This is a genomic window from Terracoccus sp. 273MFTsu3.1, from assembly GCF_000383675.1.
Classification (GTDB): domain Bacteria; phylum Actinomycetota; class Actinomycetes; order Actinomycetales; family Dermatophilaceae; genus Terrabacter.
The window spans coordinates 662408-687456 of the sequence record NZ_KB911821.1 but is presented as its reverse complement, the minus strand read 5'-3'; the positions used below and the strand labels follow the sequence as shown (position 1 = coordinate 687456).

Below are 25049 nucleotides of genomic sequence, written 5' to 3'. Positions count from 1 at the left end.
GGAGATCGGCGTGCGCACGTCAAAGAAGTCCCTGCGGGGGACCGTCGGGACCGTCGCGGCCGTGGCCGTCCTCGCCCTGGCCGGATGCGGCAGCTCCACCCCGAGCACCCCGGGGGGCAGTGCAGCGCCCGGTGGGATGCAGGTGCCCGACCTCAAGGCCCTCGACAAGCTCGGCACCCCCGAGGGCCAGGTCAACGTCCTCGCATGGCCCGGCTACGTCGAGGACGGCAGCAACGACCCCAAGGTCGACTGGGTCAGCGACTTCGAGAAGTCCTCCGGCTGCACCGTCAACATCAAGACCTTCGGCACGTCCGACGAGGCCGTCCAGCTGATGCGGACCGGTCAGTACGACACCGTCTCGGCCTCGGGCGACGCGACCCTGCGCCTCATCGCTGCCGGGGACGTCGAGCCCGTCAACACCTCGCTCATCCCGAACTATGCCGACATCTTCGACGCGCTCAAGATGAAGCCCTGGAACTCGGTGAACGGGGTCGCCTACGGCATCCCGCACGGGCGCGGCGCCAACCTGCTGATGTACCGCACCGACATGGTCAAGCCGGCCCCCGACTCGTGGGCCGCCGTCTTCGACCAGGCCGGGGCGCAGAAGGGCAAGGTGACGGCCTACGACTCGCCGATCTACATCGCCGACGCGGCGCTCTACCTCATGACGACCAAGCCCGAGCTCGGCATCAAGGACCCCTACGCCCTCGACGAGACCCAGCTCGCCGCTGCCGTCGACCTGCTCAAGGCCCAGAAGGCCAACATCAGCGAGTACTGGTCGGACTACCTCAAGGAGGTCCAGGCCTTCAAGAACGGCTCGACGACCATCGGCACGACGTGGCAGGTCATCGCCAACGTCGCGCAGTCCGAGAAGGCCCCGGTCGAGGCGGTCCTGCCCAAGGAGGGTGCGACCGGCTGGTCGGACACGTGGATGGTCTCCGCCAAGTCGAAGAACAAGACCTGCGCCTACACGTTCATCGACCACATCGTCTCGCCCAAGGTCAACGCCCAGATCGCCGAGTACTTCGGTGAGGCACCCGCCAACAAGAAGGCCTGCGCCGAGACGGCGGATCCCAACCACTGCAAGGTCTTCCATGCAGAGGACGAGGCGTACTTCTCCAAGGTGCGCTACTGGAACACGCCGATCAGTGCCTGCCTCGACGGCCGCACCGACGTCAAGTGCACCGACTACGCGACGTGGACGAAGGCCTGGACCGAGATCCGCAACAGCTGAACGCCGTCCGGCGACACAGCACCCACGCACCACTCACACCTGACCGCGACCGCGCCGAGGAGGCGACGATGAGACCTCGCAGAGGGCTCGCGATACTGCTCGGGCCACCGATGCTGTGGCTCGTCGTCGTCTACCTCGGCGCGCTGGCGGTGATCTTCGCGACGGCGTTCTGGACGACCGACCCGTTCACGAACCTCGTCGTGCGCACCTTCACGCTCGAGAACTTCCGCGAGCTCCTCACGCCGACCTACCTCGGCATCATCGGTCGGACCCTGCTCATCGCGGTGCTCGTCACGGTGCTGTGCATGGTCGTCGCGATCCCGTTCGCCTTCTTCATGGCTCGGGTCGCGCCCCGCCGCCTCCGCGGCCTGCTGCTCGCGGCCGTGCTCGTCCCGCTGTGGGCCAGCTACCTCGTCAAGGCGTATGCGTGGCGCACGATGCTCCAGCCGGACGGGGTCATCGACAGCACCTTCGGAGCGACGCCCGGGTTCGGTCTGGCGGCAGTCGTGCTCACGCTGACCTACCTCTGGCTGCCCTACATGGTCCTGCCGGTGTACGCCGCGTTCGAGCGGCTGCCCGAGAGCCACCTCGAGGCCAGCGCCGACCTCGGTGGACGGCCGTGGACGACGTTCCGCCGTGTCGTGCTGCCCGCTCTCCTCCCGGCTGTCGCGGCGGGGTCGGTCTTCACGTTCTCCCTGTCGCTCGGCGACTACATCGCCGTGCAGATCGTCGGGGGCAAGCTCCAAGTCCTCGGCACCGCCGTGCTCCAGAACATCACGCTCGACCTCCCCTTCGCCGCGGCACTGGGCACGGCGTCGGTCGTGATCATGGTCCTCTACCTGCTCGCCGTGCGGCGCACGGGCGCGCTCGACAACCTGTGAGGGGCCTGCGATGAGACTCGGACGTGGCGCGAGGATCGGCATGACCGTCTTCGCCACCCTCGTGCTGACCTTCGTCTACGTGCCGCTCGTCGTCGTCGGGGTCAACTCGTTCAACAGCGACCGGACCTTCGGGTGGCCACCGCCCGGCTTCACGACGAAGTGGTGGGAGGCGGCCCTGCAGGCACAGGGGCCGCGCGACGCGCTGCTCACCTCGGTCAAGGCGGGTCTCGGTGCGACCGCGATCGCCCTCGTGCTCGGCACGCTGCTGGCGCTCGCCCTCTCCCGCTACGACTTCTTCGGCAAGCACGCGGTCTCGATCCTCGTCGTCCTGCCGATCGCCCTGCCCGGCATCGTCACCGGTGTCGCCCTGCAGTCGGTCATCCAGAACGTCCTGAGCCCGGTCTTCGGGATCGGTGCCGGCCTCTTCACGATCATCGTCGGGCACGCGACGTTCTGTATCGTCATCGCGTTCAACAACGTGACCGCCCGGCTGCGCCGGCTCGGCGGATCGCTCGAGCAGGCGTCGGCCGACCTCGGGGCACGGCCCCTGACGACCTTCCGTCGCGTGACGTTCCCGCTGCTGCGCTCGAGCCTGCTCGCGGGGGCGCTGCTCGCCTTCGCCCTCAGCTTCGACGAGATCGTCGTCACGACGTTCACGGCGGGCCCGGAGAGCCAGACCCTCCCGATCTGGATCTTCAACAACCTCTTCCGGCCCAACCAGGCGCCCGTCGTCAACGTCGTCGCCGTCGTGCTCATCGTCCTGTCGATCATCCCGGTCTGGCTGGCGCAGCGACTCGGTGGGGCCGACGCGGCCGAGAGCCGCCTCTGACCCGGGCGTCGCTCCCAGTGCGGAAGGACCGGCGGCCGGCGCCGGGTCGCGCGGCGGGACCGAGTCCTAGACGACGTCGAACAGCTCGGTGTGGATGCGCCGCGAGGGCACTCCGCGGTCGCCGATGATCTCGGTCGCGGCGGCCACCATCGGGCCGGGACCGCAGACGAAGTAGTCGACGACCTCCTTGGTGCGACGCCGGGGGAGCGCCCGATCGAGCACCGCGGCCGTGAAGCGCCCGACCTCGCCGTCCCACTCGTCCGGCGGCTCCTCGAGGATCTCGACCACGTGGAGGTCGAGCCGCTCGCCGAGGTGCTCCCCGTCGGCCCGGTGGAGCAGGTCGTCGGCCGTGCGGCCGGCGACGACGAGCAGCACGGGCCGCTCGTCGCCACGGTCGGCAAGGGTGCGGATCATGCTCAGCATCGGGGTGATGCCGACGCCACCGGCGATGAGGACGAAGCGGTCGGATCGCAGTCCGTCGAGGGTGAACGACCCGTGCGGGCCGTCGATGAAGACGCTGCGTCCGGGGCGCAGGCCCGCGATGAGCTCGCTGAAGTCGCCCATGCCCTTGATCGTGAACTCCTTGCGCCACGGCTCGGTCGCGGCCGAGGCGATGGTGAAGGGGTGCTCCTCGAAGACGTACGGCGACGTGCCGATCTTGAGCCAGGCGAACTGTCCGGGCCGGAAGGCCACCCCGGGGTGACCGGCAGCATGCAGCACCAGGGTCGTCGCGGTGGGCGAGACGTGCCGCACCTCGTCGACGACGTAGCGGTTGCGGTAGGACCGAAGCGGGCGCCAGACCCAGCGGTGCAGGAAGGCGAGGACGAGGAGGACGGCCAGGGCCTGGAACCAGAGCCGTGCCGACGAGAAGCGGGTCAGGTCCCCGAGCCACAGGACGTGCAGGGCCGTGGCGAGGAGAACGATGTGGGCGAGCAGGACGTGGACGAGGCGCCACCCCTCGTAGCGCGGCCGACGGCGCCGACGACTCATGCCGAGGACCACGATGCCGACCAGGCCCGCGGTGGCGATGAGAGCCGCCCAGACGCGAGGAGGTGCCGATCGCAGGTCGAGCACGGCCATCCCCGGTCCGGGACGGACGATGACCACACCGACGTGCACCGCGACGAGCGTCACGGCAGCGAGCGCCAGCGCCCGGTGGTTGCGCAGGAGTCGCTCGACGCCGAGATAGCCCGTGACGGGGCGGAAGCGGCTCGGCAGCACGAACGTCAGCACGAGCAGGGAGGCGGCCGCGAGGGCCGCGACGAGCGAGACCACCCTCAGCGGCCCCTGGTGCGCGCCGTCGGGCGCCGACCACAGAGCCCACAACGGCACGACGAGGGCAGCGGCGACCAGTAGCGCCCACAGTGCAGGGGCGAGTCGTCGCCGGGATGCGCCGCCCCTGCCGCCCCACCACATGCGCCGACCGCCGACGGGGGTCGAGGCCACGATGACTCCATCCGGAGGCGGAAGATCCTCCCGAGCCTACGGAGTCGCTCGGCACGCCGCCTCAAGCCCGGGTCAAGAATCCCTTAAGCCGGAACGCCCGGATCCGCGCCCGTCGGCGGCGAGGGCGGCGTGACAAGGGGCGAGCGCTCAGCAGCCGTCGGGCCCGCAGGCGACCGTGTCGGTGGCGTCGGTGGCGATCCCCGTCGCGACGGGCTGGAGCATGACGAGGGGGTGCGACTCGCGCCACGCCTGCTCGAGCGCCTGGGTGAAGAGCTCGGTGGGCTGAGCACCGGACACGCCGTACTTCTCGTCGAGCACGAAGAACGGAACACCTCTGATGCCAAGGGAGTTCGCGGCGGTGATGTCGGCGACGACCGCGTCCCGCCACGTGTGCGTCGCGAGGCCGCGCGCGATCTCCTCGGCGTCGAGGCCGACCTGCGTGCCGATGCGGACGAGGACCTCGCGGTCACCGATGTCCTCCCCGTGCTCGAAGTGCGCCGACAGCAGCGCCTCCTTGACCTCGTCGCCCACACCGCGGGCCTGCGCGAGGTGGAGCAGCTCGTGGCCGGCGAAGCTGTTGGCCACGACGACGGACGCGAAGTCGTAGCGCAGGCCCTCGTCGGCGGCGATCGCCGTCACCTGGTCGAACATCTGGCTCACCTGGGCGCGCGACATGCCCTTGCGGTCCACGAGGTAGTCGAGCTCCGTGCCGTCGTGGCGGTCCGGCAGCGTGGGGTCGAGCTGGTAGCTGCGCCACTCCACCTCGACCTCGTCCCGGTGCGGGAACGCGTCGAGCGCCTTCTCGAAGCGGCGCTTGCCGATGTAGCACCACGGGCAGGCGATGTCAGACCAGATCTCGACCTTCATGCACCGCTCAACGACGGCGACGGGGGATTGCTTCCCGCCCGTCAGGCTGGTGCGCCGTCGCCGTCCCCGGAGGCGTCGCGCCGGGGCGTGACGGGGGTGCCGGTGGCGTCGGCCCGGGGGGCGTCGTCGGGCACGATGTCGCCGAGCGGGGCGCCGGCCGGCGGGGCGGGAGCCTCGGTGTTCTCCGGGAAGTGGCAGGCGACCTGGTGCAGGGGCGCGAGCTCGACGAGCGGCGGCTCCTGCGTCTTGCAGATCTCCTGGGCCTTCCAGCAGCGCGTGTGGAACCGGCAGGCCGGCGGCGGGTTGACCGGGCTCGGGACGTCGCCCTCGAGGCGGATGCGTTCGCGCTTCGTGCGGCGCTGCGTGTCGGGGATCGGCACGGCCGAGAGCAGGGCGGTCGTGTACGGGTGCATCGGTCGCGTGTAGAGCTCGTCCCGCTCGGCGATCTCCACGAGCTTGCCGAGGTACATCACGGCCACCCGGTCGGACATGTGACGCACGACCGACAGGTCGTGAGCGATGACGACGTAGGTCAGGCCCAGCTCGTCCTGGAGGTCCTCGAGGAGGTTGATGACCTGCGCCTGGATCGACACGTCCAGGGCCGAGACCGGCTCGTCGGCGACGATGAGCTTCGGCTTGAGGGCGAGCGAGCGCGCGATGCCGATGCGCTGCCGCTGGCCGCCGGAGAACTCGTGCGGGTAGCGGTTGTAGTGCTCCGGGTTGAGACCGACGAGCTCGAGGAGGTCCTGGACCTCGCGCTTGATGCCGTGCTCGGTCTTGATCCCCTGCAGTCGGTACGGCGCCCCGACGATGGTGCCGACGGTGTGGCGCGGGTTCAGCGACCCGTAGGGGTCCTGGAAGATCATCTGCACGTCGCGACGCAGCGGCCGCATCTTGCCGGCCGACCAGTGGGTGATGTCCTCGCCCTCGAGCAGGATCGTGCCACCGGTGGGCTCGAGCAGGCGCGTCAGCATGCGTCCGGTCGTCGTCTTGCCGCAGCCGGACTCGCCCACGAGCGAGAGCGTCTCGCCGCGCACGACGTTGAACGTCAGGCCGTCGACGGCCTGGACGGCTCCGACCTGGCGTTGCAGCAGACCGCGCGTGATCGGGAAGTGCTTCGTCAGGTCGGTGACCTGCAGGAGCGACTCGCCCGCCTGCTTCGACGCGGTCGGCTTGACGTGGGTGGTGGTCACGATGGGGCTCCTGTGCTGAGGTCGCGAGGTGTGCGACCGGACCGGGCGTGGACGGACGGTGCAGTCATCACAGCGTCGGCCTGATGTCGTTCTCCCAGATGGTGGCCCGCTCCTCGCGGCTGAGGTGGCACGCGGAGTAGTGGCCGGGGTACGTCTCGGCGAAGGGGGGACGCTCGGACTGGCTCAGCCCGTTCGTGCGGTCGGCGTACGCGCACCGCGGGTGGAACGGACAGCCCGAGGGCACGTTGATGAGGCTGGGTGGGGCGCCCTTGATGGGGCGCAGGCGCTCGGTGCGCACGCGGTCGAGGCGCGGCATCGAGCTGAGCAGACCCCACGTGTACGGGTGCTGCGGCCGAGTGAAGACCTCGTCCGCGGTGGCGTACTCGACCGAGCGACCGGCGTACATCACCATGATGTCGTCGGAGAGCTCCGCGACGACCCCGAGGTCGTGGGTGATGAGGATGACGGCCGAGTTGAACTCCGACTGGAGGTCGCGGATGAGGTCGAGGATCTGGGCCTGCACCGTGACGTCGAGCGCGGTCGTCGGCTCGTCGGCGATGAGCAGGTCGGGGTCGCACGACAGGGCCATCGCGATCATGGCGCGCTGGCGCATCCCGCCCGAGAACTGGTGCGGGTAGTCGTCGACGCGGCTCGACGGCTGGGGGATGCCGACGCGGCCGAGCATGTCGACCGCGTGCTTCTTCGCGACCGACGTGCTCACCTTGTTGTGGATCCGGTAGGCCTCGATGATCTGGTGGCCCACCGTGTAGAAGGGGTGCATCGCCGAGAGCGGGTCCTGGAAGATCATCGCCATGCGCTTGCCGCGCAGCTCGCGCACGCGCTCCGGCTTGGCACCGATGAGCTCGGTGTCGTCGAGCTTGATCGAGCCCGTCATCCGGACCGTGCCCGGCTTGTGCAGGCCCATGATCGACATGCTCGTGACGCTCTTGCCCGAGCCGGACTCACCGACGATGCCCAGGGTCTTGCCGCGGGCCACGTCGAACGACAGTCCGTCGACGGACTTGACGATGCCGTCGTCGGTGGGGAAGTGGACGCGGAGGTCACGCACCGACAGGAACGCGTCGGCGGCCGGGGCGCCCAGGCCCCCGATGCCGTCGAGCGTGTTCGCGGCCGTGGCGCCGACCTTGTCGTCCCGGCGGGTGCGGTCGTTCGTGCGGCTCGTGGTCTCGTTGGTGGACTGGCTCATGAGGTGCGCACCCTGGGGTCGAGGACGGCGTAGAGGAGGTCGACGATGAGGCTCGCGAAGATGACGAACACGGCGCCGAAGAGCGTCACGCCGAGCACCTTCGGGAGGTCGTTGTTCGTGATCGCCTGGACAGCGTAGTAGCCGATGCCCTGGAGCGAGAACGTCGTCTCGGTCAGCACCGCGCCACCGAGCAGGAGCCCGAGGTCGAGGCCGAAGATCGTGAGGATGGGCGTCAGCGCCGAGCGCAGCCCGTGCTTGACGACGACGTCGTGCTCCCGCAGCCCCTTGGCACGGGCCGTGCGGATGTAGTCCTCGTTCATCGTCTCGAGCATGCCGGCGCGGGTCAGGCGGGCGTACGAGGCCGCGTAGAGGAACGCGAGCGTGATCCAGGGCAGCAGCATGCGATGGACGAGGTCGAGCGGACTGGTGGCGTCCATGGGACTCGCGCCACCGGCATACGTCCATTTGAGGCCGTAGCTGAAGATCGTCAGCGAGAGCAGCCCGGTGAAGAAGATGGGGAGGGACACGCCGGCGAGGGCGATGCCCATGAAGCCGCGGTCGAGCGCGCTGCCGCGCTTGAGCGCGGAGATGACGCCGGTGCCGACGCCGCCGACGAGCCACAGGAACGCGGCGCCGGCCGCGAGGATCGCGGTGACGGGCAGCCGGTCGAGGATGTCGGGCAGCACGGGGTTCTGCGTGATGTAGGAGTAGCCGAGGCACGGGGCCGGGCAGTGGTCGATGCCCGCACCGGTGTCGTAGTCGGATCCCGTGAGGACGCCCTTGACGAAGCGGCCGTACTGCACCCAGATCGGGTCGGTGAAGCCGAGCTTGATCGCCTGTGCGTGGATCTGGGCCTCGCCGGCGCTCTTGCCGACGTAGCGCGAGGCGAGGTCGTCCGCCGTCGCACCGCCGATGCGGGGCACGAGGAAGAAGATGACGAAGACGACCGCGCTCACGATGAAGAGCAGCAGGACGGCGGCGAAGAGCCGGCGGATCAGGTACGTCAGCACGATGTGGTGGCCGGACGCGGCGACGAGCAGCCTGTGGCTACCCGTCGCCGCGTCACGCCTTCACCTACTTTCGATGAAAAGGTTCGAACCGGAGGGCCCCCGGAAGGGCCTGTGGGTCACGGGTTGGCGACACCCGTCGAGGCGTAGTCGTAGTAGGAGTAGCCGTCGTTGACGAACACGTTGGCGATGGTGTCGGGGCGGAAGAGCAGCGACTTGGGCCAGACGCCGGGGATGACCTGGGCGTTCTCCATGACGACCTTGTCGATCTGGCCCCAGATGGCCTCGCGCTTGGTCGTGTCGGCCTCGTTGAGCGCCTGGTCCATGAGCTTGTCGACCTCAGGGAGCTTGATGCCGAGGTTCGTGTTGCCCGCGGGGCGGATGACGCGGCTGTCGACGATCTGCTGGAGGAAGCCGAAACCGTCGGGCCAGTCAGCACCCCAGCTCATCACCATGAGGCCGAGCTTGTTGGCCTTGGCGAAGTCCGGCTTGCCGGCGTAGAGCTTGAAGTAGTCACCGGCCGGGTAGGGCTTGAGCGTCAGCTTGACGCCGATCTTGGCGAGCGACTGCTGCATGGACTCGGCTGCGGCCTTCTCCTTCGGGCGCTCCGGGCGGTAGGAGATGTTCGTCTCGAAGCCGTTCGGCTGACCACACTTGGCGAGCGCGGCCTTCGCCGAGTCGACGTCACCGGTCGGCTTGGACTTCGAGTTGTAGAGGTCCATCTCCTGGAAGCCCGGGATGATCGGGGGCAGCAGGCCGGTGGCGATGGTGCCACCGATGTCGCCGCCGTAGGCGCGCTGGTAGCCCGTCTTGTCAGCGGCGAAGATGACGGCCTTGCGGCAGTCGATGTTGTCGAACGGTGCGACGTCGCTGTTGATCTGCGCGTAGTTGGCGCGCGCGGTCGTCGGGTTGTCCGTGTGGGCCTTGAGGGCCGGGTCGGCGAGGATCTTGCCCTGCGCCGCGGCCTGCACACCGGTGCCGGCGAGGTCGATGTCGAGGTCACCGGCCATGAGGCGGTTGTCGAGGTCGGCGGCGTTGACGCCGATCTCGACGGTGATCTTGTCCGGGAGCGCCTTGCGGCCCGTGTCCGGGTCCGTCGCGGGGTCGTACTGGTCGTTGCGGACGAGCTCGATGCGCTTGCCCGTCTGGTAGACCGAGAACTTGTACGGGCCGCTCGAGACGACGTGCTCCTTGTACTTCGAGCCGGTGTCCTTGGCCTGCGGCACGGGGGAGGTGGACGACAGCTGAGCGAAGTAGTCGAAGCCGGCGAACGGCTTGCTCAGGTGGAAGATGATCGTCTTGTCGTCGGGCGTCTCGATGGCCTTGAGGCTGTCGAGGTTCTTGTCCTTGTAGACCGAGTAGCCCTCGGGCACGTTGGCGAGGAAGTCGTTGAAGTACGTCGGGCCGTTGGGGAACGTGCCCTTGTCGAGCTGGCGCGCGACGCCGTACTTGATGTCCTTGCTCGTGATCGGCGTGCCGTCCTCGTACTTCAGGCCGTCACGAAGGGTGTAGGTCCACGTCTTGTTGCCGTCGCTGGCCTTGCCGAGCGACGTGGCGAGGTCGGGCACGAGCTGCGCACCCTCCTTGCCCGGGGCCGACTTGAACGACACGAGCTGGCGGGCGTAGTTGCGCAGGAAGTCCCACGACAGGCCGTAGTACGTGTCACCGGGGTCGACGGAGTCCCAGTCGCTGGAGATGCCGAAACGAAGCGTTCCGCCCTTCTTGTCGGACGGGTTGAAGACTGCGGTCAGGGCGGCGTTCGCTGCAGGTGCCGCGCCCGAACCACCTCCGGCCGTGCCGCTGGGCGTCGTGCCCGGCGTCGTGCTGCCCGCACAGGCGGACAGACCCAGGGCGAGGGCGGCCGCGGTTGCGACCACCATCACGCGTGTGTTCTTCATGAGTGGATGCGCTCCTTCGTGTTGCGGGATGCGGGCTGCGGTGGGTTACCGAGACCGCGGATCGAGGGCGTCACGCAGGCCGTCCCCGAAGAGGTTGAAGGCCAGCACCGTCACGAAGATGGCGAGGCCGGGCCAGAGCATGAACCAGGGGTCGATCTGGTACCACTGGGCGGCGTCGGAGAGCATGCCGCCCCAGGTGGCGGTGGGCGGCTGCACGCCCACACCGAGGAAGGAGAGGCCCGCCTCGAAGAGGATGTTGCTCGGGATGAGCAGCGTCGCGTAGACGAGGATCGGCGCCAGGAGGTTGGGCAGCAGCTCCTTGAAGAGGATGTAGGGCGTGCGCGCCCCGAGGCTGCGCGCCGCGTCGACGAACTCGCGCTCGCGCAGCGACAGCGTCTGGCCGCGCACGATGCGGCCGATGTAGGGCCAGTTGAAGAAGCCGATGATGAAGACGATGACGGAGATGCGCAGGGCGTCTCCCTTGAGGCCGAACGCCTGGTCGGGCACGACACCGGCGAGAGCCAGCGCGAAGACGAGCAGTGGGAAGGCGAGGAAGACGTCCATCGTGCGGCTGATCAGGGTGTCGATGGTGCCGCCGAAGAAGCCGGCGACGACGCCGAGGACCGTGCCGATGACGACGGAGAGCAGTGTCGCGAGGAAGGCGATGAGCAGGGAGACCTGGGAGCCGTAGATGACGCGGCTGAAGATGTCGCGCCCGTTGACCGGCTCGAGCCCGTAGAGGAAGTCCCACGACATGCCGCCGTAGGGGCCGATCGGGATCTGGGTGTTGGGGTCGATGAGGTCCTGGTGGAACTCGTTCGGCGGGTGGCCGAGCAGGCCGACGACGAGCGGGGCGGCGATCGCGACGACGATGAGGTAGAGGACGAAGATGCCACCCGCGAGGGCGACCTTGTCGCGCTTGAGCCGGGTCCAGGCGATCTGGCCGAGCGATCTGCCCTCGATGCGCTTCTCGCCCTGCAGGACGGACTCGGGCTCAGCCGAGGTCGCGCCGGGCTCGAGCTCAAGGGGAGTGCTCATGGGTGCCGTCACCTCCGGGTCGTGATCGGTGCCGGAGACCGGGTCGGCCCTCCAACATGCTGGGTAGCAGCCGCAACCTACCGCCCCCGCGACCGCGCGCTTCATCATTCAGCGGTGCGACACGGTCAGCAACCGACTTGGCCGAATCGTGACTCGGAGGAGATCTTCCGGCGACCTGGCGCGCCGGACCGGAAGATCGCCCGCACCCGTCGCCGCGCGTCGTGAGCCCGTCCCGAGGTCGGCCGGCAGCCCAGAGCGGATCCGCCGACGCCCTCCGACGGCCACGAGGCCCCCTCCGAGCGGGCTCGGAGGGGGCCTGGAGGTGGCTCGGAGGGAACGACCAGCGGGAGCCCAGCATCGCCCGTGACGCACGGCCACACGCCCGGAGCCGGCTGGAGACGGACGAGCGCTACGCGTCCGTCTCGTCGTCGAACTGACCGAGGACGCGCTCGAGGAGGTCCTCCATCGTCACGAGACCGGCCGGGCCCGACGGGCCGTCGACGAGGACGAGCTGGACGTGCTGCGCCCGCATCGCCGACACCGTGTCGAGCAGCGAGAGGCCGGCGTCGACGTGGACCGCCGGCGACGTGACGGTCGTGACGGGCGCGCCGGGAGCGGCCCGGACCACGTCGCGCACGTGGGCGATGCCCACCGGCGTGTCGCCCTCCCGGACGACCAGCCTCGAGCGACCGGTGTCGCGCGAGACGGCCTCGGCCTCGGCGCAGGTCGCGGTCGTGGCGACCCCGACGGCGCGCTCGATGGGGACGAGGACCTCACGGACCGGTGTCGTGTCGAGGTCGATGGCACCGGCGAGGACGCGGTGCTCGGGCTCGGCGAGCATGCCGTGGTCCTTCGAGCTCGCGATGAGCAGCTGCAGCTCCTTGGGGCCGTGGACCTGGCCCAGCTCGTCCTGCGGCGTCACGCCGACGAGGCGCAGGCAGCCGTTGGCCATGGCGTTGAGCAGGCTGAGCGCCGGGCGCATGACCCGGGCGAAGCCGCGGAACGGCAGCGCGAGCAGGACCGCCGACCGCTCGGGGTGGGCGATGGCCCACGACTTGGGCGCCATCTCGCCGACGACCATGTGCAGGAACACGACGATGCCGACGGCCAGCACGACGGAGATGACGTATGCCGCCGCCTCCGGGACGCGCGCGAAGGTGAACACCGGGGTGAGCAGCTCCGCGACCGCCGGCTTGGCCAGCGAGCCGAGCCCCAGGGTGCACAGCGTGATGCCGAGCTGGGCGCCGGCGAGCATGAGCGAGAGCTCGCGGCTGCCGCGCACGGCGGCCCGCGCCGCGACGCTGCCGCGCTCGGCGAGGTCCTCGAGCCGGTGGCGCTTGCTCGCCACGAGCGCGAACTCCGCCGCGACGAAGAACGCGTTGAGGACGAGGAGCAGGAGGGAGACGAGCAGGGCGGTCGTCATCGGCCGGCCTCCGTCCGCGAGCCGCCCCTGCGGTCGGTCGCATCGCCGCCGACCGCGTCCGACGCGTCGGCGTCGGCATCAGAGCCGTTGTCGGTGTCGTCGTCGGTGCCGAGGGCCTCGAGGTCGGACATGAGGTCGAGCACCTCGACGCGCACCGCCGACGGGACGTGGCGCTCGACGGCCTCGACGGTGAGTCGGACCGAGACCGGCAGGTGCCGGTGCTCGCGGTCGTGCTCGCGGTCGTCGCGGTCGTGCACGACCGGGTCGCCCGAGCGCCCCTGCGACTCGTGGTCGCCGGACGGCTCGGCGCCCCCGTCGGCGTCGCCCGCGCGGACGTCGGCGCCGTCTGCCGCGGACTCGTGGTGACCGTCGGACACGACCTCCCGGCGTGCCTCGACGTGGACCTCGTCGCCGACGACGGCCGTGCGGCCCAGGTCCTCGAGGATGAGCCCGCTGATGGTGGAGTACTCGTCGCTGCTGGCGAGGCGCAGCTCGGTCGCGGTGTCGAGCTCGTCGAGGCGCAGGTGCCCCGGGACGAGCCACGAGTCGGCGCCCGTCTCGACGACGCCCGGCTCCGGGGAGTCGTCCTCGTCGAGGATCTCGCCGACGACCTCCTCGGCGATGTCCTCGAAGGTGACGATGCCGGCGAAGCCACCGTGCTCGTCGACGACGACGGCCAGCTGCCGGTGGTCGGCGCGGATCTGTTCGAGCACGCGTGGCAGCGGAGCGCTCGTCGGGACCACGGTCGGGTCCGAGACGACGGAGCCCACGGTGGTCGTGCTGCGCAGGTCGGGCTCGACGGCCAGCACCTCGGCGATGCCGGCGACGCCGACGATGTCGTCACCGTCGCGGCCGGTCACGGGGAAGCGCGACCAGCCGGTGTCGAGCAGGTCGACGAGGGCCGAGACCGGGGCGTCGGCGTGGATCGTCGTGACGCGCACCCGCGGCGTCATGACGTCTCCCGCGTCGAGCTCGCGGAAGCGCAGGCCGCCCTCGAGCACGTCGGAGAGGTCGTCGTCGAGCAGGCCGCCGGCGTGCGACTCGTCGATGATGCGGGTGAGGTCCTCGGCTGTCGCGCCCTGCTCGAGCTCCTCGACGGGCTCGATGCCGACCTTGCGCAGCAGGGCCGTCGACGAGCGGTCGAAGAGTCGCACGATCGGGCCCGCCACGGTGAGGTAGGCGAGCGTCGACCGACTCAGGGAGCGGGCCAGGGGCACGGTCCGCGCGATGGCGAGGTTCTTGGGCGCGAGCTCGCCGAAGACCATCTGCACCACGGTCGAGAAGACGAGGACGGCGGTGACCGAGAGGCTGAGCCGGGCGGCATACGACATCGAGGGGTCGAGCAGCTCGGCGATGCCGGCGCCGACGAGGGGCTCGGAGACGTAGCCGACGAGCAGGGCGGTCACGGTGATGCCGAACTGGGCGGCCGACAAGGTGAACGACAGCTGCGACGTGACGCGCAGGGCGCGTTGGGCCGGGGCGTCACCCTCGGCCGCGAGCTGCTTGAGGGCGTTGCGGTCGACGGCGACGTAGGCGAACTCCTGGGCCACGAAGTAGCCGGTCGCCGCGGTCAGGGCGAGGATCAGTGCGATGCCCAGGCCGATGCCGAGGGCGGTGCTCATGCGTTCACCACCCGGGCGAGCGAGTGGTGCGTCTGGGGCGGCCGGATCTGGTCCGGCCAGGGACTATGGCCCTCCCGGGACTCGGCGCGCGAGTCGGAGCGTGAGTGGGATCGCATGAGGCAATCCTAAGTTACGAGGCCGCATCGGCCGGAGCCGGCACGGCTCAGCCGGTCGCGGCGGCGCCCCGACGGGCGGCCTCCTGGCTGATCTGGTGCGCGAGCTCGACGTCGAGCTGGGTCAGGCCGCCCTCGGAGTGGGTCGAGAGCGCGAAGGCGACGGTGCGCCAGCGGATGTCGATGTCGGGATGGTGGTCCATGGTCTCCGCGGCGGACGCGACCTCCTGGACGAGCGCGATGCCGGTCAGGAAGTCCGGCGCCTCGAAGGAAGCCCGGATCGTGTCGTCGTCACGCGTCCAGTCGGGCAGGTCGCCCAGCTGGCGCTCGATCTCCTCGTCGGTGAGCCGTCGTGTCATGCCACCAGTAAACGCCCCACCGTGCTCGCCCGGTCGTCCTGGACCTCGTGCTGTGGCACCATCGGTGGCGCCATGAGCAGCCCAGACCCCGTCCAGCACCCGGTACGCCTCGTCGTCGGGGCCGCCGTCGTCGACGACCTGGAGCGTCCGACCCGACTGCTGTCGGCCCGACGTACGGAGCCCTCGGCGCTCGCCGGCGGTTGGGAGCTGCCCGGCGGCAAGGTCGACGAGGGCGAGTCCCCGCTGTCGGCCCTGCACCGCGAGCTGTTCGAGGAGCTCGGCGTCCGCGTGCGCCTCGGTGCGCACGTCCCCGGCCCCAGGCCGGGCTCCACGTGGCCGCTGGGCGACCGGTACGAGATGCTGGTGTGGTTCGCCGAGGTCGTCGAGGGCACGCCCGAGCCCCTCGAGGACCACGACGAGCTGCGCTGGCTCGACCGGGGCGACCTCCGTGCTGTCGGGTGGCTCCCCGCCGACCTGCCCATCGTCGAGCAGCTCGAGCGGCTGCTGCGCCCGCCCGCGTCCGACCCGAACGCCCGAAGCGCCTCCTGAACCACACGAGAACCACCCACGACGCCGTGGTCCGAAGCACCCTCGAAACCCTGAGAGACTGTCCCTCATGCCCATGAAGACCCGCGCGGACATCCGCAACGTCGCCATCGTCGCCCACGTCGACCACGGCAAGACCACCCTCGTCGACAAGATGCTCTGGCAGTCCGGCGCGTTCGGCGAGCACCAGCACGTCGACGAGCGCGCGATGGACTCCGGCGACCTCGAGCGCGAGAAGGGCATCACGATCCTCGCGAAGAACACCGCGGTGCACTACACGGGCAAGGCCGCCCAGGACCGCGGCCTGAACGACGGCGTCACCATCAACATCATCGACACCCCCGGCCACGCCGACTTCGGTGGTGAGGTCGAGCGCGGCCTGTCCATGGTCGACGGCGTCGTCCTGCTCGTCGACGCGTCCGAGGGCCCGCTGCCCCAGACGCGCTTCGTGCTGCGCAAGGCGCTCGCCGCCAAGATGCCGGTCATCCTGTGCATCAACAAGGTCGACCGTCCCGACTCGCGCATCGCCGAGGTCGTCGACGAGGCCTACGAGCTCTTCCTCGACCTCGACGCGACGGAGGAGCAGATCGACTTCCCGATCGTCTACGCGTCGGCCAAGGCCGGCCGCGCCTCCCTGGAGCGCCCCGACAACGGTGGCCTGCCGGAGGGCGAGGACCTCGAGGCCCTCTTCGAGACCATCCTCCAGACGATCCCGGCGCCGACGTACGACGACGAGGCGCCCCTGCAGGCGCACGTGACCAACCTCGACGCCTCCAACTTCCTCGGCCGCCTCGCCCTGCTCCGTGTCTTCAACGGCACGATCAAGAAGGGCCAGCAGGTCATGTGGTGCCGCCACGACGGCTCGCAGCAGCGCGTCAAGATCACCGAGCTGCTCATGACCGAGGCCCTCGAGCGCAAGCCCGCCGAGAGCGCCGGCCCCGGCGACATCATCGCCGTCGCCGGCATCCCCGAAATCACGATCGGCGAGACGCTCGCCGATGCCGAGAACCCGATCCCGCTGCCGCTCATCACGGTCGACGAGCCGGCCATCTCGATGACCATCGGCACGAACACGAGCCCGATGGTCGGCCAGGTCCGCGGCTCGAAGGTCACGGCCCGCATGGTCAAGGACCGCCTCGACAAGGAGCTCATCGGCAACGTCTCGCTGCGCATCCTCAACACCGAGCGCCCCGACGCCTGGGAGGTCCAGGGCCGTGGTGAGCTCGCGCTCGCCATCCTCGTCGAGCAGATGCGCCGCGAGGGCTACGAGCTGACCGTCGGCAAGCCGCAGGTCGTCACGCGCGAGGTCGACGGCAAGGTCCACGAGCCCGTCGAGCGCCTCACCATCGACACCCCCGAGGAGTTCCTCGGCGCCATCACGCAGATCATGGCCGCTCGCAAGGGCCGCATGGAGCAGATGACCAACCACGGGACCGGCTGGATCCGCATGGAGTTCCTCGTGCCCAGCCGTGGCCTCATCGGCTTCCGCACCGAGTTCCTCACCGAGACGCGCGGCACGGGCATCGCCCACCACGTCTTCGAGGACTACGAGCCGTGGTTCGGCACCATCACGACCCGCACGAGCGGTTCGCTGGTCTCCGACCGCAAGGGCGTCGTCACCTCCTACGCCATGGTCAACCTCCAGGAGCGCGGCACGCTCTTCGTCGACCCGACGACCGAGGTCTACGAGGGCATGATCGTCGGCGAGAACTCCCGCGCCGACGACATGGACGTCAACATCACCAAGGAGAAGAAGCTCACCAACGTGCGCGCCTCCTCCTCGGACAACTTCGAGAAGATCGTCCCGCCGCGCAAGCTGAGCCTCGAGCAGAGCCTCGAGTTCTGCCGCGAGGACGAGTGCGTCGAGGTCACGCCCGAGTCGGTTCGCATCCGCAAGGTCGTCCTCGACGCCGGCGAGCGCGCCCGAACCGCGTCACGGGCGCGTTCGGCGGCGAAGGCCGAGGGCTGACCGAGCCGTGCGCAACGTGGTGCGCGGGCTGAGGAGGTCGTCGGCCGTCGCGGTCGTCGCTGCCGTCCTGGCAGCGGGCGCCGCGGCGTGCACCGGGTCGAGCGACCCGACGAACACCCAGGAGGCACTGGGGGCCGCCCCGTCGGCAGCGACGGGGCACCCCGAGCCGGGCGGCACGCTGCAGGTCCTCGTCTCGGGCACCATCGCGACGTGGGACCCGCAGCTGATGTACGTCGGGCCCGAGGCGTTCTTCGCCCAGCGCACCTTCGCCCGCGGCCTGACGGCATACGGCACGGGTGAGCACCAGCGCGACATCGAGGCCGACCTCGCCACCGACACCGGGACCCCGAGCGACGGGGCGCGCACGTGGTCCTTCACCCTGCGCGAGGGGCTGACCTGGCAGGACGGCTCGCCGATCACGTGCGACGACGTGCGCCACGGCGTCGCCCGCACCTTCGACCGGCGCACGCACGTCGGCGGCACCAACTACGCGAGCTACCTGCTCGCGATGCCGACGAAGGTGACGCCCGAGGGGCTCGAGAAGCCCGTCTACGCCGGGCCGTCCGACACGTCCCACCAGGCCGACTTCGACCGCGCCGTGTCGTGCAAGGGCCGCACCATCACCTTCCGGCTGCGCGACGCCGAGCCCGACTTCGCGCACATCGTGGCGCTGCCCGAGTTCGCGCCGCGCAAGGTCGCGGCCGACACCACGAGCGACAAGGCGTCGTATGCCGTCATGTCGAGCGGCCCGTACCGGCTCAAGGAGCCGTGGGTCGTCGGCAAGGGCGGCACCTTCGTGCGCAACGAGCACTGGGACGCCCGCACCGACCCGATCCGGCAGGCCTACCCCGACGAGATCCACGTGACGTCCGGGCTGGGGGAGTCGACGGTCATCCAGCGGCTGCTCAACCAGCAGGACGACGACACGTACGCCGTGTCGTGGGTCCAGGCGAGCCCCACCCTGCGCAACCAGGCCGGCACCGACCTCCAGACGCGGCTCACGTTCCCCTACACCGGCAACGTCGACTACCTCGCCGTCAACATGCGCAGCAAGGTCATGTCCGACCCGGCCGTGCGCAAGGCGCTGTCCCTGTCGACGAACCGCGCCACGTACGTGACGGCGACCGGTGGCGAGGGGGCGGGCACGCCGACGTGGTCGGTCCTGTCGCCGACGGTCGACCCCGAGTCCGTGACGCCGCCGCCCGGCCTCGGCGTGGAGGGCGACCCCGAGGGCGCCCGGAAGCTGCTCGAGAAGTCCGGGGTCAAGCTGCCCGTCCCGCTGCGCGTCGTCTACGCCCGCTCGGTGCTCGGCGACAAGGCGTATGCCGCCCTCGCCGCCGGGTGGGAGCGCGCGGGCTTCAAGGTGCAGCTCACGGGCGTGCCGCCCGAGGAGTACTACGAGACGATCGAGAAGCCGACGTCGGTCGACTCCTACGACGTCTTCCGCGGCGTGTGGACCCCCGACTGGCCGTCCGCCGGAGGGGTGCTGCCGGCGCTCTTCGACCCCCGGATCAACATCGACTCGTCGGGTCCGGGCCAGGACGTCGGCTACTTCAGCAGCGACGCCGTCAACGCGCTCATCGACCAGGCCGACGCCACAGCCGACCCCGCGGCACGGGCCAAGGTGTGGGAGCAGGCCGACCGGTCGATCCGCGACGAGGGCGGCTACATCGCGCTGTCGGCGACGAAGGCCCTCTACCTGCACGGCGCGGGCGTCAAGACCTACGAGGACCACAGCGTCGGCGGCATCGTCGACCTCGCCACCGTGTCCGTGCGCTGACTCGCCGAGCACCGACGCTTCGAGAGGACCCCCGTGCCCCGACTGCTCTTCGTCCACGCCCACCCCGACGACGAGACGCTGACGTGCGGCATCGCGATGGCCCACCACGTCGCCCGCGGCGACGAGGTGCACGTGCTGACGTGCACCCTGGGTGAGGAGGGCGAGGTCATCCCCCCGGGGCTCGCCGAGCTCGAGGGTGATCCCGACGACCGGCTCGGACCGTACCGCCACGGTGAGCTGACGCGCGCTCTCGACCGGATCGGGGCCGTCATGCACGTCCTGGGGGCCGACGAGGCAGCCGGACGTCTCTCGCGCTACCGCGACTCCGGCATGGTCGGCTCCCCGGCGGCGGCTCGCCCCGAGGCCTTCGCCGCAGCGGACCTCGACGTGGCCGGCGGTCTCGTCGCCGAGCTCGTGCGCGAGCTGCGCCCCGACGTCGTCGTCACCTACGACGAGCACGGCGGCTACGGCCACCCCGACCACGTCCAGACCCACCGGGTCACGCGCCGCGCCCTCGAGCTCCTCGAGGCCGACGACCGGCCGACGCGCGTGTACGAGATCCTCACGCCCCTCGGCTGGGCGCGCGAGGACCGCGCGTGGTTGGCCGCCGCCGACCCCGTCCTGCTCGACACCACCACGTGGTGGAGCCGTCAGGACCTCGGGCCGGAGCCGCCCGCGCCGCCGCGGCTCGTCGTGCCGGCGGCCGACGACGCGTTCCCACCGTCGGTCGTCGACGACGACCGCCTCACGCACGCCGTGGTCGACGAGGCCGCCCGCACGGTCCAGAGCGACGCGCTGCAGGAGCACGCGACCCAGGTCGTCGTCGCGAGCGCGGACGTGCACGCCCTGTCCAACCTCGTCGCCGTGCGGACGACGGCCCGTGAGGGCTTCCGGCGCGTCGACCCGCTGACGTGGGAGACCGTGGGTGGACCCGTCGAGGTCGGCGAGGCCGGTCTGCTCGCCTGACGACGGCAACGATCTCGTCACGGGGCCGACACCTCGCGGTGCTTCGCCGAAATCGGGCAGCCGCAGCGTTACCTTCGTGCCACACGATGTCCCCTGCCCGGAGAACCGATGGCCCACGACTGGTCCGACGACACGCGCCGCGAGCGGCGCTCGACCGTGCTGCGCCTGCTCGTGGCCACGATCGTCCTCGGTGGCGGCTATGCCGGCCTCTGCGTGTGGTCCTCGCAGCACGTCCCGGCATCCGTGTCGGTGGGGGGCATCCGGGTCGGCGGGATGACGCCCGAGTCCGCCCGCGCCGCCATCGCGAGGGGCTCGCGGTCGCTCCTCGACACGCCCATCGTCCTCAGCGTGCCGGGCCGTCCCGCGCCGATCGAGGTCGTGCCGCGTGACGCCGGACTCACCGTCGACGCGGACCGCTCCCTCGAGGGGCTCACCGGGTTCACGCTCGACCCGCGGGTCGTGTGGGACAAGCTCACGGGGTCGGTCCGGACACCGCTGCTCACCACCGCGGACGACGAGGCCCTCACGGCCTACCTCGACCGGCTCGCGCCCGGACTGGCCGTCGCCCCCGTGGAGGGCCGAGTGTCCTTCCCTGACGGCGCCGTGTCCGTCGACATGCCGGCCCCGGGCAGCACGCTCGACGTGGCCGCGACGAAGCTCGCGTTGCGCCGCGCCTTCCCCGACTCCACCCAGGCCACGGCAGTGGTGCGCGAGGTGCCGCCCGCCGTGAGTGCGGACGTCGTCCAGCAGGTCGGCTCGCAGTTCGGCAGCACGGCGATGTCCCGGCCGCTCACGCTCGTGTCCGGCGCGACACGCGTGCTGCTCTCCCCGGCCGAGTACGCCCCGATGGTCTCGGTCGTGCCGGACGGGTCGGGCGGCCTCACGCCGCGCTTCGACGAGCCCGGCCTCGCCCGGCTCGTCGCCGGCAAGGTGACGGTGCCGAGCCGAACGGCGAGCAGCGCCCGCTGGGTCTTCGAGCCGAACAACGGCAAGCCGCGCCTCGTGCCCTCCGTCGACGGGCTGACCTTCGACGAGGACGCGGTCGCCCGGCAGGTCGTCGCCGCCATCTCCGGCACCGAGCGCACGGTGGACGTGCGGGCCGCGGTCGCCCAGCCACCCTTCACCACCGAGGACGCCCAGAAGGCCGGGGTCACCACCCTCGTGGTCGACTTCCGCTCACCCTTCCCGACGAACGACGCGACGCGCACCAACAACCTCGTCGTCGCGACGAAGCGCATCAACGGCACCTACGTGCCGCCCGGGGGGACCTTCAGCCTCAACGGGATCCTCGGCGAGCGCACGGAGGACAAGGGGTATGCCGACGGCACCGTCATCATCGACGGCCGGCTGACGCGCGGCACCGGGGGTGGCATCAGCCAGGTGTCCACCGTCGTCTACAACCTGGCCTACTTCGCCGGCGTGGACTTCCTCCAGTTCAGCCCGCACGCGTTCTTCATCCCGCGCTACCCGGAGGGCCGTGAGGCCACCGTCTACTGGCCGACGATCGACAACAAGTGGAAGAACGACACCCCCTACGGGATGCTCCTGCAGACCTGGGTCGAGGGCGGCTTCGTCCACGGACGGGTGTGGAGCACGAAGACGTGGGACATCACGTCGGTCAAGGGGCCGCGGCGAAACGTCGTGCCCCCCAAGACGATTCGCACCGACAGCCTGAAGTGCTACCCGCAGCAGCCCAACCCGGGATTCGACGTCACCGTGACCCGCGAGTGGCGCCGACCGGGTTCGGCCGCCCTCGTCCGGAGCGAGCCGGTCAGCACCCACTACGTGCCCGAGGACCACATCATCTGCACGAACCCCGCCGCCACGCCGCCGTGACCGACATGGGGCCGCGACGGTGCTTCGTCGCGTGCGCCTCGTTCCTCAGGTCCTGAGGTCCTCAGGCGGTCGGACGGGCGAGGTAGGTGTACTCGTGGTGCACGCCGAACCCGAGACGCTCCCAGAACGCGACGCCGTCGGCGTTGTCGGCCGAGACCTGCAGGTAGATCGCCGGCATGTTGTTCTCGCGGGCGACCATGGCGATCGCCGAGACGATGGTCGTGGCCAGGCCCTTGCGGCGGTGGTCGGGATGCACCCAGAGCCCGAAGATGCCGGCCCACCCCGGGTGGATCGCCATGCGCGCCAAGGCGATGATCCGCTTCGACTCGGGGTCGGTGACCGAGAGGAAGAGCTGCCCGTCGCTGCCCGTGAGGACCGCCTCGGTCGCTCCCGGCACGACGGTGCGCTGCTCGGCGTAGCTCATGAGCCAGTCGAGCTTGAGCTCCGCGTCGGCGGTGACCGGCACCGACTCCTCGGTGAGGGGCGGGACGGCGGCGGACGGACCCGTCATGACGAGCACCCGCTGCCAGTCGTCGCGGCCGCCACCGACCGCATAGCCGCGCTCGAGCAGGGCTGCGGCAGTGGGGATCCCGTCGACCGCGAACCCGCGCTCGCCGTGGACCTGGAAGATCGGCGGGCGGTCGCGCTCGGCGTACCACTTCTCGACGAAGTCGATCGCCTTGTCGACCGGCAGGCTCGGGTCGCCCACGACGAGGGCCGAGTTGGCCCGACCCGTGAAGCCGTCGGAGGCGCGGAGGACCCAGTCGCCGATGCCCCCGCGGTCGAGCGCCTGCCAGCCCTTGGCCATGAGCTTCTCGAGGTCGTCGGCCGACACCCGCTCGTGCGGCGGGCCGGGGCGGCTGGCAGGGGGCGGCACGTCCTTGGCGGCCACGACGTCCGCACGGATCAGCTTCACGCGCTCCGTCTTCGTGTCGACGATGAGGAAGTCGTCGTTGCGGGCGACGAGCTCACCGACGAAGTCGGTGGCGGCCGCCTCGGCGCCCTCGGCGAGCCGATAGCGCACGACGACCCTGCTGCCGATCGTCAGGCCCGCGGTGAGGCGGTGGCCGGGGGTGTCCGCGGCAGCGGTGGGGGAGAGCGGCGCCGCCTCCGAGCCCGTCGTGGTGTCCTCCGAGGACGTCGTCTCCGGGTCGGTCTCATCCGTGGGGCCGTGCGTGGGCTCGCCGTTCATGTCCGGCATACTAGGCCGTGCAGCATCCGCTCCCGAACGCTCCACAGCAGGAGGTCCGCTCCCCATGACCTATGTCATCGCCCAGCCTTGCGTCGATCTCAAGGACCGTGCCTGCATCGAGGAGTGTCCGGTCGACTGCATCTACGAGGGCAAGCGGTCGCTCTACATCCACCCCGACGAGTGCGTCGACTGCGGCGCCTGTGAGCCCGTGTGCCCCGTCGAGGCGATCTACTACGAGGACGACGTCCCCGAGCAGTGGGCCGACTACTACAACGCCAACGTCGAGTTCTTCAACGACCTCGGCAGCCCCGGTGGTGCCGCCAAGCTCGGCGTCATCGACAAGGACCACCCGCTCATCGAGGCGCTCCCGCCGCAGGAACACGACGAGTGACCACGCCCGGCGCGCCCAGCGCGCCCGTGCGGGGTCTCGACCTCCCGGACTTCCCGTGGGACTCGCTCGCGCCCTACAAGGCGCGAGCGGTCGCGCATCCGGAGGGCATCGTCGACCTGTCGGTCGGCACGCCGGTCGACCCGACCCCCCAGGTCGTGCGCCGGGCGCTCGCCGAGGCGTCCGACGCCCCGGGCTACCCGCTGACCGTGGGCACCGCCGACCTCCGGGCCGCGATCTGCGAGTGGTTCGAGCGTCGCCGCGGCGTCCCCGGCCTGACCGCCGACGCCGTCCTGCCGACCATCGGCAGCAAGGAGCTCGTGGCCTGGCTGCCCACCCTGCTCGGCCTGCGCGCCGGTGACGTCGTCGGCATCCCCGCGGTCGCCTACCCGACCTACGACATCGGCGCGCGCATCGCCGGCGCGACGGGCGTCGTCGCCCAGTCGCTGACGAGCCTCGGCCCGCTCACGGCGGCCACGACGCCGAAGCTGTTGTGGCTCAACAGCCCCGGCAACCCCAACGGCCAGGTGCTGGGGGTCCCGCACCTGCGCAAGGTCGTCGAGTGGGCGCGGGAGCACGGGGTCGTCGTCGCCGGCGACGAGTGCTACGCCGAGCTCGACTGGCGCGACGGCCACGTCGGCACCGCGACCCCGAGCATCCTCCACCCGGACGTCTGCGGCGGTTCCCACGAAGGCCTGCTCGCCGTCTACTCCCTGTCCAAGCAGTCCAACCTCGCCGGCTACCGCGCCGCGTTCGTCGCGGGCGACCCCGCGCTCATCGGCGCGATCCTCGAGGTGCGCAAGCACGCGGGCATGATCATGCCCACACCCGTCCAGCACGCCATGGCGGTCGCCCTGCGCGACGACACCCACGTGCAGACGCAGCGGGCGGCATACGCCCGCCGTCGCGAGCTGCTGCTCGCGGCCGTCACCCGAGCGGGGCTGCGCGTCGACCACTCGGAGGCCGGGCTCTACCTCTGGGCCACCCGCGAAGAGGACTGCTGGACAACGGTTTCCGATCTCGCCGACCGCGGCATCCTCGTCGCGCCGGGCGCGTTCTACGGCGCGGCCGGCAGCCAGCACGTGCGCATCGCGCTGACGGCCACCGACGAACGCATCGCCGCCGCCTGCTCCCGGCTCTGACTCCCAGGCATCGCCGGCCCGGTTCCGGCCCGCGTCCGGCCCGTGGTCGTGCGGTGGTATGGGGTGGACCTGTTTTCTCAGCCGACCCGACGCTGGGGTAACGTCGCTCGCGG

The 25049-nt window shown here is 70.7% G+C and carries 21 protein-coding genes; 10 read left to right on the top strand and 11 right to left on the bottom strand.

The features are described from left to right. Positions 1 to 10: 10 nt before the first annotated feature. The 3 genes from H283_RS0108795 (at position 11) to H283_RS0108785 (ending at position 2944) form a co-directional block, all read left to right on the top strand. Complete coding sequence (locus H283_RS0108795; protein ID WP_020143152.1) at positions 11 to 1234, top strand: ABC transporter substrate-binding protein; 1224 nt, start codon at positions 11 to 13, stop codon at positions 1232 to 1234. A gap of 68 nt (positions 1235 to 1302) precedes the next feature. Then, positions 1303 to 2115 carry an ABC transporter permease gene (locus H283_RS0108790; RefSeq protein WP_043648593.1) on the top strand — a complete coding sequence of 271 codons (813 nt, stop codon included), beginning with the start codon at positions 1303 to 1305 and terminating at the stop codon, positions 2113 to 2115. Between the two features lie 10 nt (positions 2116 to 2125). Next, positions 2126 to 2944, top strand: a complete 819-nt coding sequence (locus H283_RS0108785; protein ID WP_028785445.1) for an ABC transporter permease — start codon at positions 2126 to 2128, stop codon at positions 2942 to 2944. 66 nt (positions 2945 to 3010) lie between these two features. Here the strand turns inward: H283_RS0108785 and H283_RS0108780 are convergent, their stop codons facing one another. From H283_RS0108780 to H283_RS0108735, 10 genes are all read right to left on the bottom strand, one after another. Further along, positions 3011 to 4390: a ferric reductase-like transmembrane domain-containing protein gene (locus H283_RS0108780; RefSeq protein WP_081633812.1), complete on the bottom strand. Its 1380-nt coding sequence runs from the start codon at positions 4388 to 4390 to the stop codon at positions 3011 to 3013. Between the two features lie 147 nt (positions 4391 to 4537). Then, positions 4538 to 5257 (bottom strand): DsbA family oxidoreductase, encoded by a 720-nt coding sequence (locus H283_RS0108775; RefSeq protein WP_020143148.1) that lies wholly within the window; start codon positions 5255 to 5257, stop codon positions 4538 to 4540. 41 nt (positions 5258 to 5298) lie between these two features. Continuing rightward, positions 5299 to 6450, bottom strand: coding sequence for an ABC transporter ATP-binding protein (locus H283_RS24485; RefSeq protein ID WP_020143147.1), 1152 nt, complete (start codon positions 6448 to 6450; stop codon positions 5299 to 5301). A gap of 67 nt (positions 6451 to 6517) precedes the next feature. Then, positions 6518 to 7657: an ABC transporter ATP-binding protein gene (locus H283_RS0108765; protein WP_020143146.1), complete on the bottom strand. Its 1140-nt coding sequence runs from the start codon at positions 7655 to 7657 to the stop codon at positions 6518 to 6520. Next, a complete protein-coding gene (locus H283_RS0108760) occupies positions 7654 to 8667 on the bottom strand; it encodes an ABC transporter permease (RefSeq protein ID WP_020143145.1) in 1014 nt (337 codons plus the stop codon). The genes H283_RS0108765 and H283_RS0108760 overlap by 4 nt, the downstream gene beginning before the upstream one ends. Positions 8668 to 8783: 116 nt before the next feature. Beyond that, complete coding sequence (locus H283_RS0108755; protein WP_020143144.1) at positions 8784 to 10562, bottom strand: ABC transporter substrate-binding protein; 1779 nt, start codon at positions 10560 to 10562, stop codon at positions 8784 to 8786. A gap of 45 nt (positions 10563 to 10607) precedes the next feature. Next, entirely contained in the window at positions 10608 to 11600 is a 993-nt protein-coding gene (locus tag H283_RS0108750; protein WP_028785443.1) for an ABC transporter permease, read from the bottom strand. Positions 11601 to 12009: 409 nt separating this feature from the next. Then, a complete protein-coding gene (locus tag H283_RS0108745; RefSeq protein ID WP_020143142.1) occupies positions 12010 to 13023 on the bottom strand; it encodes a hemolysin family protein in 1014 nt (337 codons plus the stop codon). Then, complete coding sequence (locus H283_RS24480; RefSeq protein ID WP_020143141.1) at positions 13020 to 14645, bottom strand: hemolysin family protein; 1626 nt, start codon at positions 14643 to 14645, stop codon at positions 13020 to 13022. Before H283_RS24480 ends, H283_RS0108745 begins: the two co-directional genes overlap by 4 nt. Positions 14646 to 14808: 163 nt before the next feature. Continuing rightward, on the bottom strand, positions 14809 to 15117 hold the full coding sequence (locus H283_RS0108735; RefSeq protein ID WP_020143140.1) for a 4a-hydroxytetrahydrobiopterin dehydratase: 309 nt from the start codon (positions 15115 to 15117) through the stop codon (positions 14809 to 14811). Between the two features lie 72 nt (positions 15118 to 15189). Here H283_RS0108735 and H283_RS0108730 point away from each other — a divergent pair, with 72 nt between their 5' ends. The 5 genes from H283_RS0108730 to H283_RS0108710 all read left to right on the top strand — a co-directional run bounded on the left by H283_RS0108730 (position 15190) and on the right by H283_RS0108710 (position 22214). Beyond that, complete coding sequence (locus tag H283_RS0108730; RefSeq protein ID WP_051103599.1) at positions 15190 to 15666, top strand: (deoxy)nucleoside triphosphate pyrophosphohydrolase; 477 nt, start codon at positions 15190 to 15192, stop codon at positions 15664 to 15666. Between the two features lie 67 nt (positions 15667 to 15733). Next, positions 15734 to 17632, top strand: a complete 1899-nt coding sequence (typA, locus tag H283_RS0108725; protein ID WP_028785442.1) for a translational GTPase TypA — start codon at positions 15734 to 15736, stop codon at positions 17630 to 17632. Between the two features lie 7 nt (positions 17633 to 17639). Further along, positions 17640 to 19412 carry an ABC transporter substrate-binding protein gene (locus tag H283_RS0108720; RefSeq protein ID WP_020143137.1) on the top strand — a complete coding sequence of 591 codons (1773 nt, stop codon included), beginning with the start codon at positions 17640 to 17642 and terminating at the stop codon, positions 19410 to 19412. A 33-nt stretch (positions 19413 to 19445) separates the two neighbouring features. Beyond that, on the top strand, positions 19446 to 20378 hold the full coding sequence (gene mshB / locus H283_RS0108715; protein WP_020143136.1) for an N-acetyl-1-D-myo-inositol-2-amino-2-deoxy-alpha-D-glucopyranoside deacetylase: 933 nt from the start codon (positions 19446 to 19448) through the stop codon (positions 20376 to 20378). 108 nt (positions 20379 to 20486) lie between these two features. Further along, the gene (locus tag H283_RS0108710) at positions 20487 to 22214 is read left to right on the top strand and encodes a VanW family protein (RefSeq protein WP_020143135.1); all 1728 of its coding nucleotides are present in this window, start codon (positions 20487 to 20489) and stop codon (positions 22212 to 22214) included. Between the two features lie 61 nt (positions 22215 to 22275). On the opposite strand, the gene H283_RS0108705 is transcribed toward H283_RS0108710, so the two are convergent. Continuing rightward, on the bottom strand, positions 22276 to 23406 hold the full coding sequence (locus H283_RS0108705) for a GNAT family N-acetyltransferase (RefSeq protein ID WP_156023057.1): 1131 nt from the start codon (positions 23404 to 23406) through the stop codon (positions 22276 to 22278). 64 nt (positions 23407 to 23470) lie between these two features. Between H283_RS0108705 and fdxA the strand changes: the two genes are divergently transcribed. Then, entirely contained in the window at positions 23471 to 23797 is a 327-nt protein-coding gene (gene fdxA, locus H283_RS0108700; protein ID WP_020143133.1) for a ferredoxin, read from the top strand. Then, on the top strand, positions 23794 to 24936 hold the full coding sequence (dapC, locus tag H283_RS0108695) for a succinyldiaminopimelate transaminase (RefSeq protein WP_020143132.1): 1143 nt from the start codon (positions 23794 to 23796) through the stop codon (positions 24934 to 24936). Before fdxA ends, dapC begins: the two co-directional genes overlap by 4 nt. Positions 24937 to 25049: the final 113 nt, after the last annotated feature.

Bases quoted from the DNA above. Each gene is read 5' to 3' on its own strand.
- H283_RS0108755 (WP_020143144.1), bottom strand. From the start codon at position 10,562: ATGAAGAACACACGCGTGATGGTGGTCGCAACCGCGGCCGCCCTCGCC.
- typA (WP_028785442.1), top strand. From the start codon at position 15,734: ATGCCCATGAAGACCCGCGCGGACATCCGCAACGTCGCCATCGTCGCC.
- H283_RS0108730 (WP_051103599.1), top strand. From the start codon at position 15,190: ATGAGCAGCCCAGACCCCGTCCAGCACCCGGTACGCCTCGTCGTCGGG.
- fdxA (WP_020143133.1), top strand. From the start codon at position 23,471: ATGACCTATGTCATCGCCCAGCCTTGCGTCGATCTCAAGGACCGTGCC.
- H283_RS0108750 (WP_028785443.1), bottom strand. From the start codon at position 11,600: ATGAGCACTCCCCTTGAGCTCGAGCCCGGCGCGACCTCGGCTGAGCCC.
- H283_RS0108775 (WP_020143148.1), bottom strand. From the start codon at position 5,257: ATGAAGGTCGAGATCTGGTCTGACATCGCCTGCCCGTGGTGCTACATC.
- H283_RS0108790 (WP_043648593.1), top strand. From the start codon at position 1,303: ATGAGACCTCGCAGAGGGCTCGCGATACTGCTCGGGCCACCGATGCTG.
- H283_RS0108735 (WP_020143140.1), bottom strand. From the start codon at position 15,117: ATGACACGACGGCTCACCGACGAGGAGATCGAGCGCCAGCTGGGCGAC.
- H283_RS0108710 (WP_020143135.1), top strand. From the start codon at position 20,487: ATGGCCCACGACTGGTCCGACGACACGCGCCGCGAGCGGCGCTCGACC.
- H283_RS0108765 (WP_020143146.1), bottom strand. From the start codon at position 7,657: ATGAGCCAGTCCACCAACGAGACCACGAGCCGCACGAACGACCGCACC.
- H283_RS0108785 (WP_028785445.1), top strand. From the start codon at position 2,126: ATGAGACTCGGACGTGGCGCGAGGATCGGCATGACCGTCTTCGCCACC.
- H283_RS0108705 (WP_156023057.1), bottom strand. From the start codon at position 23,406: ATGAACGGCGAGCCCACGCACGGCCCCACGGATGAGACCGACCCGGAG.
- H283_RS0108745 (WP_020143142.1), bottom strand. From the start codon at position 13,023: ATGACGACCGCCCTGCTCGTCTCCCTCCTGCTCCTCGTCCTCAACGCG.
- H283_RS24480 (WP_020143141.1), bottom strand. From the start codon at position 14,645: ATGAGCACCGCCCTCGGCATCGGCCTGGGCATCGCACTGATCCTCGCC.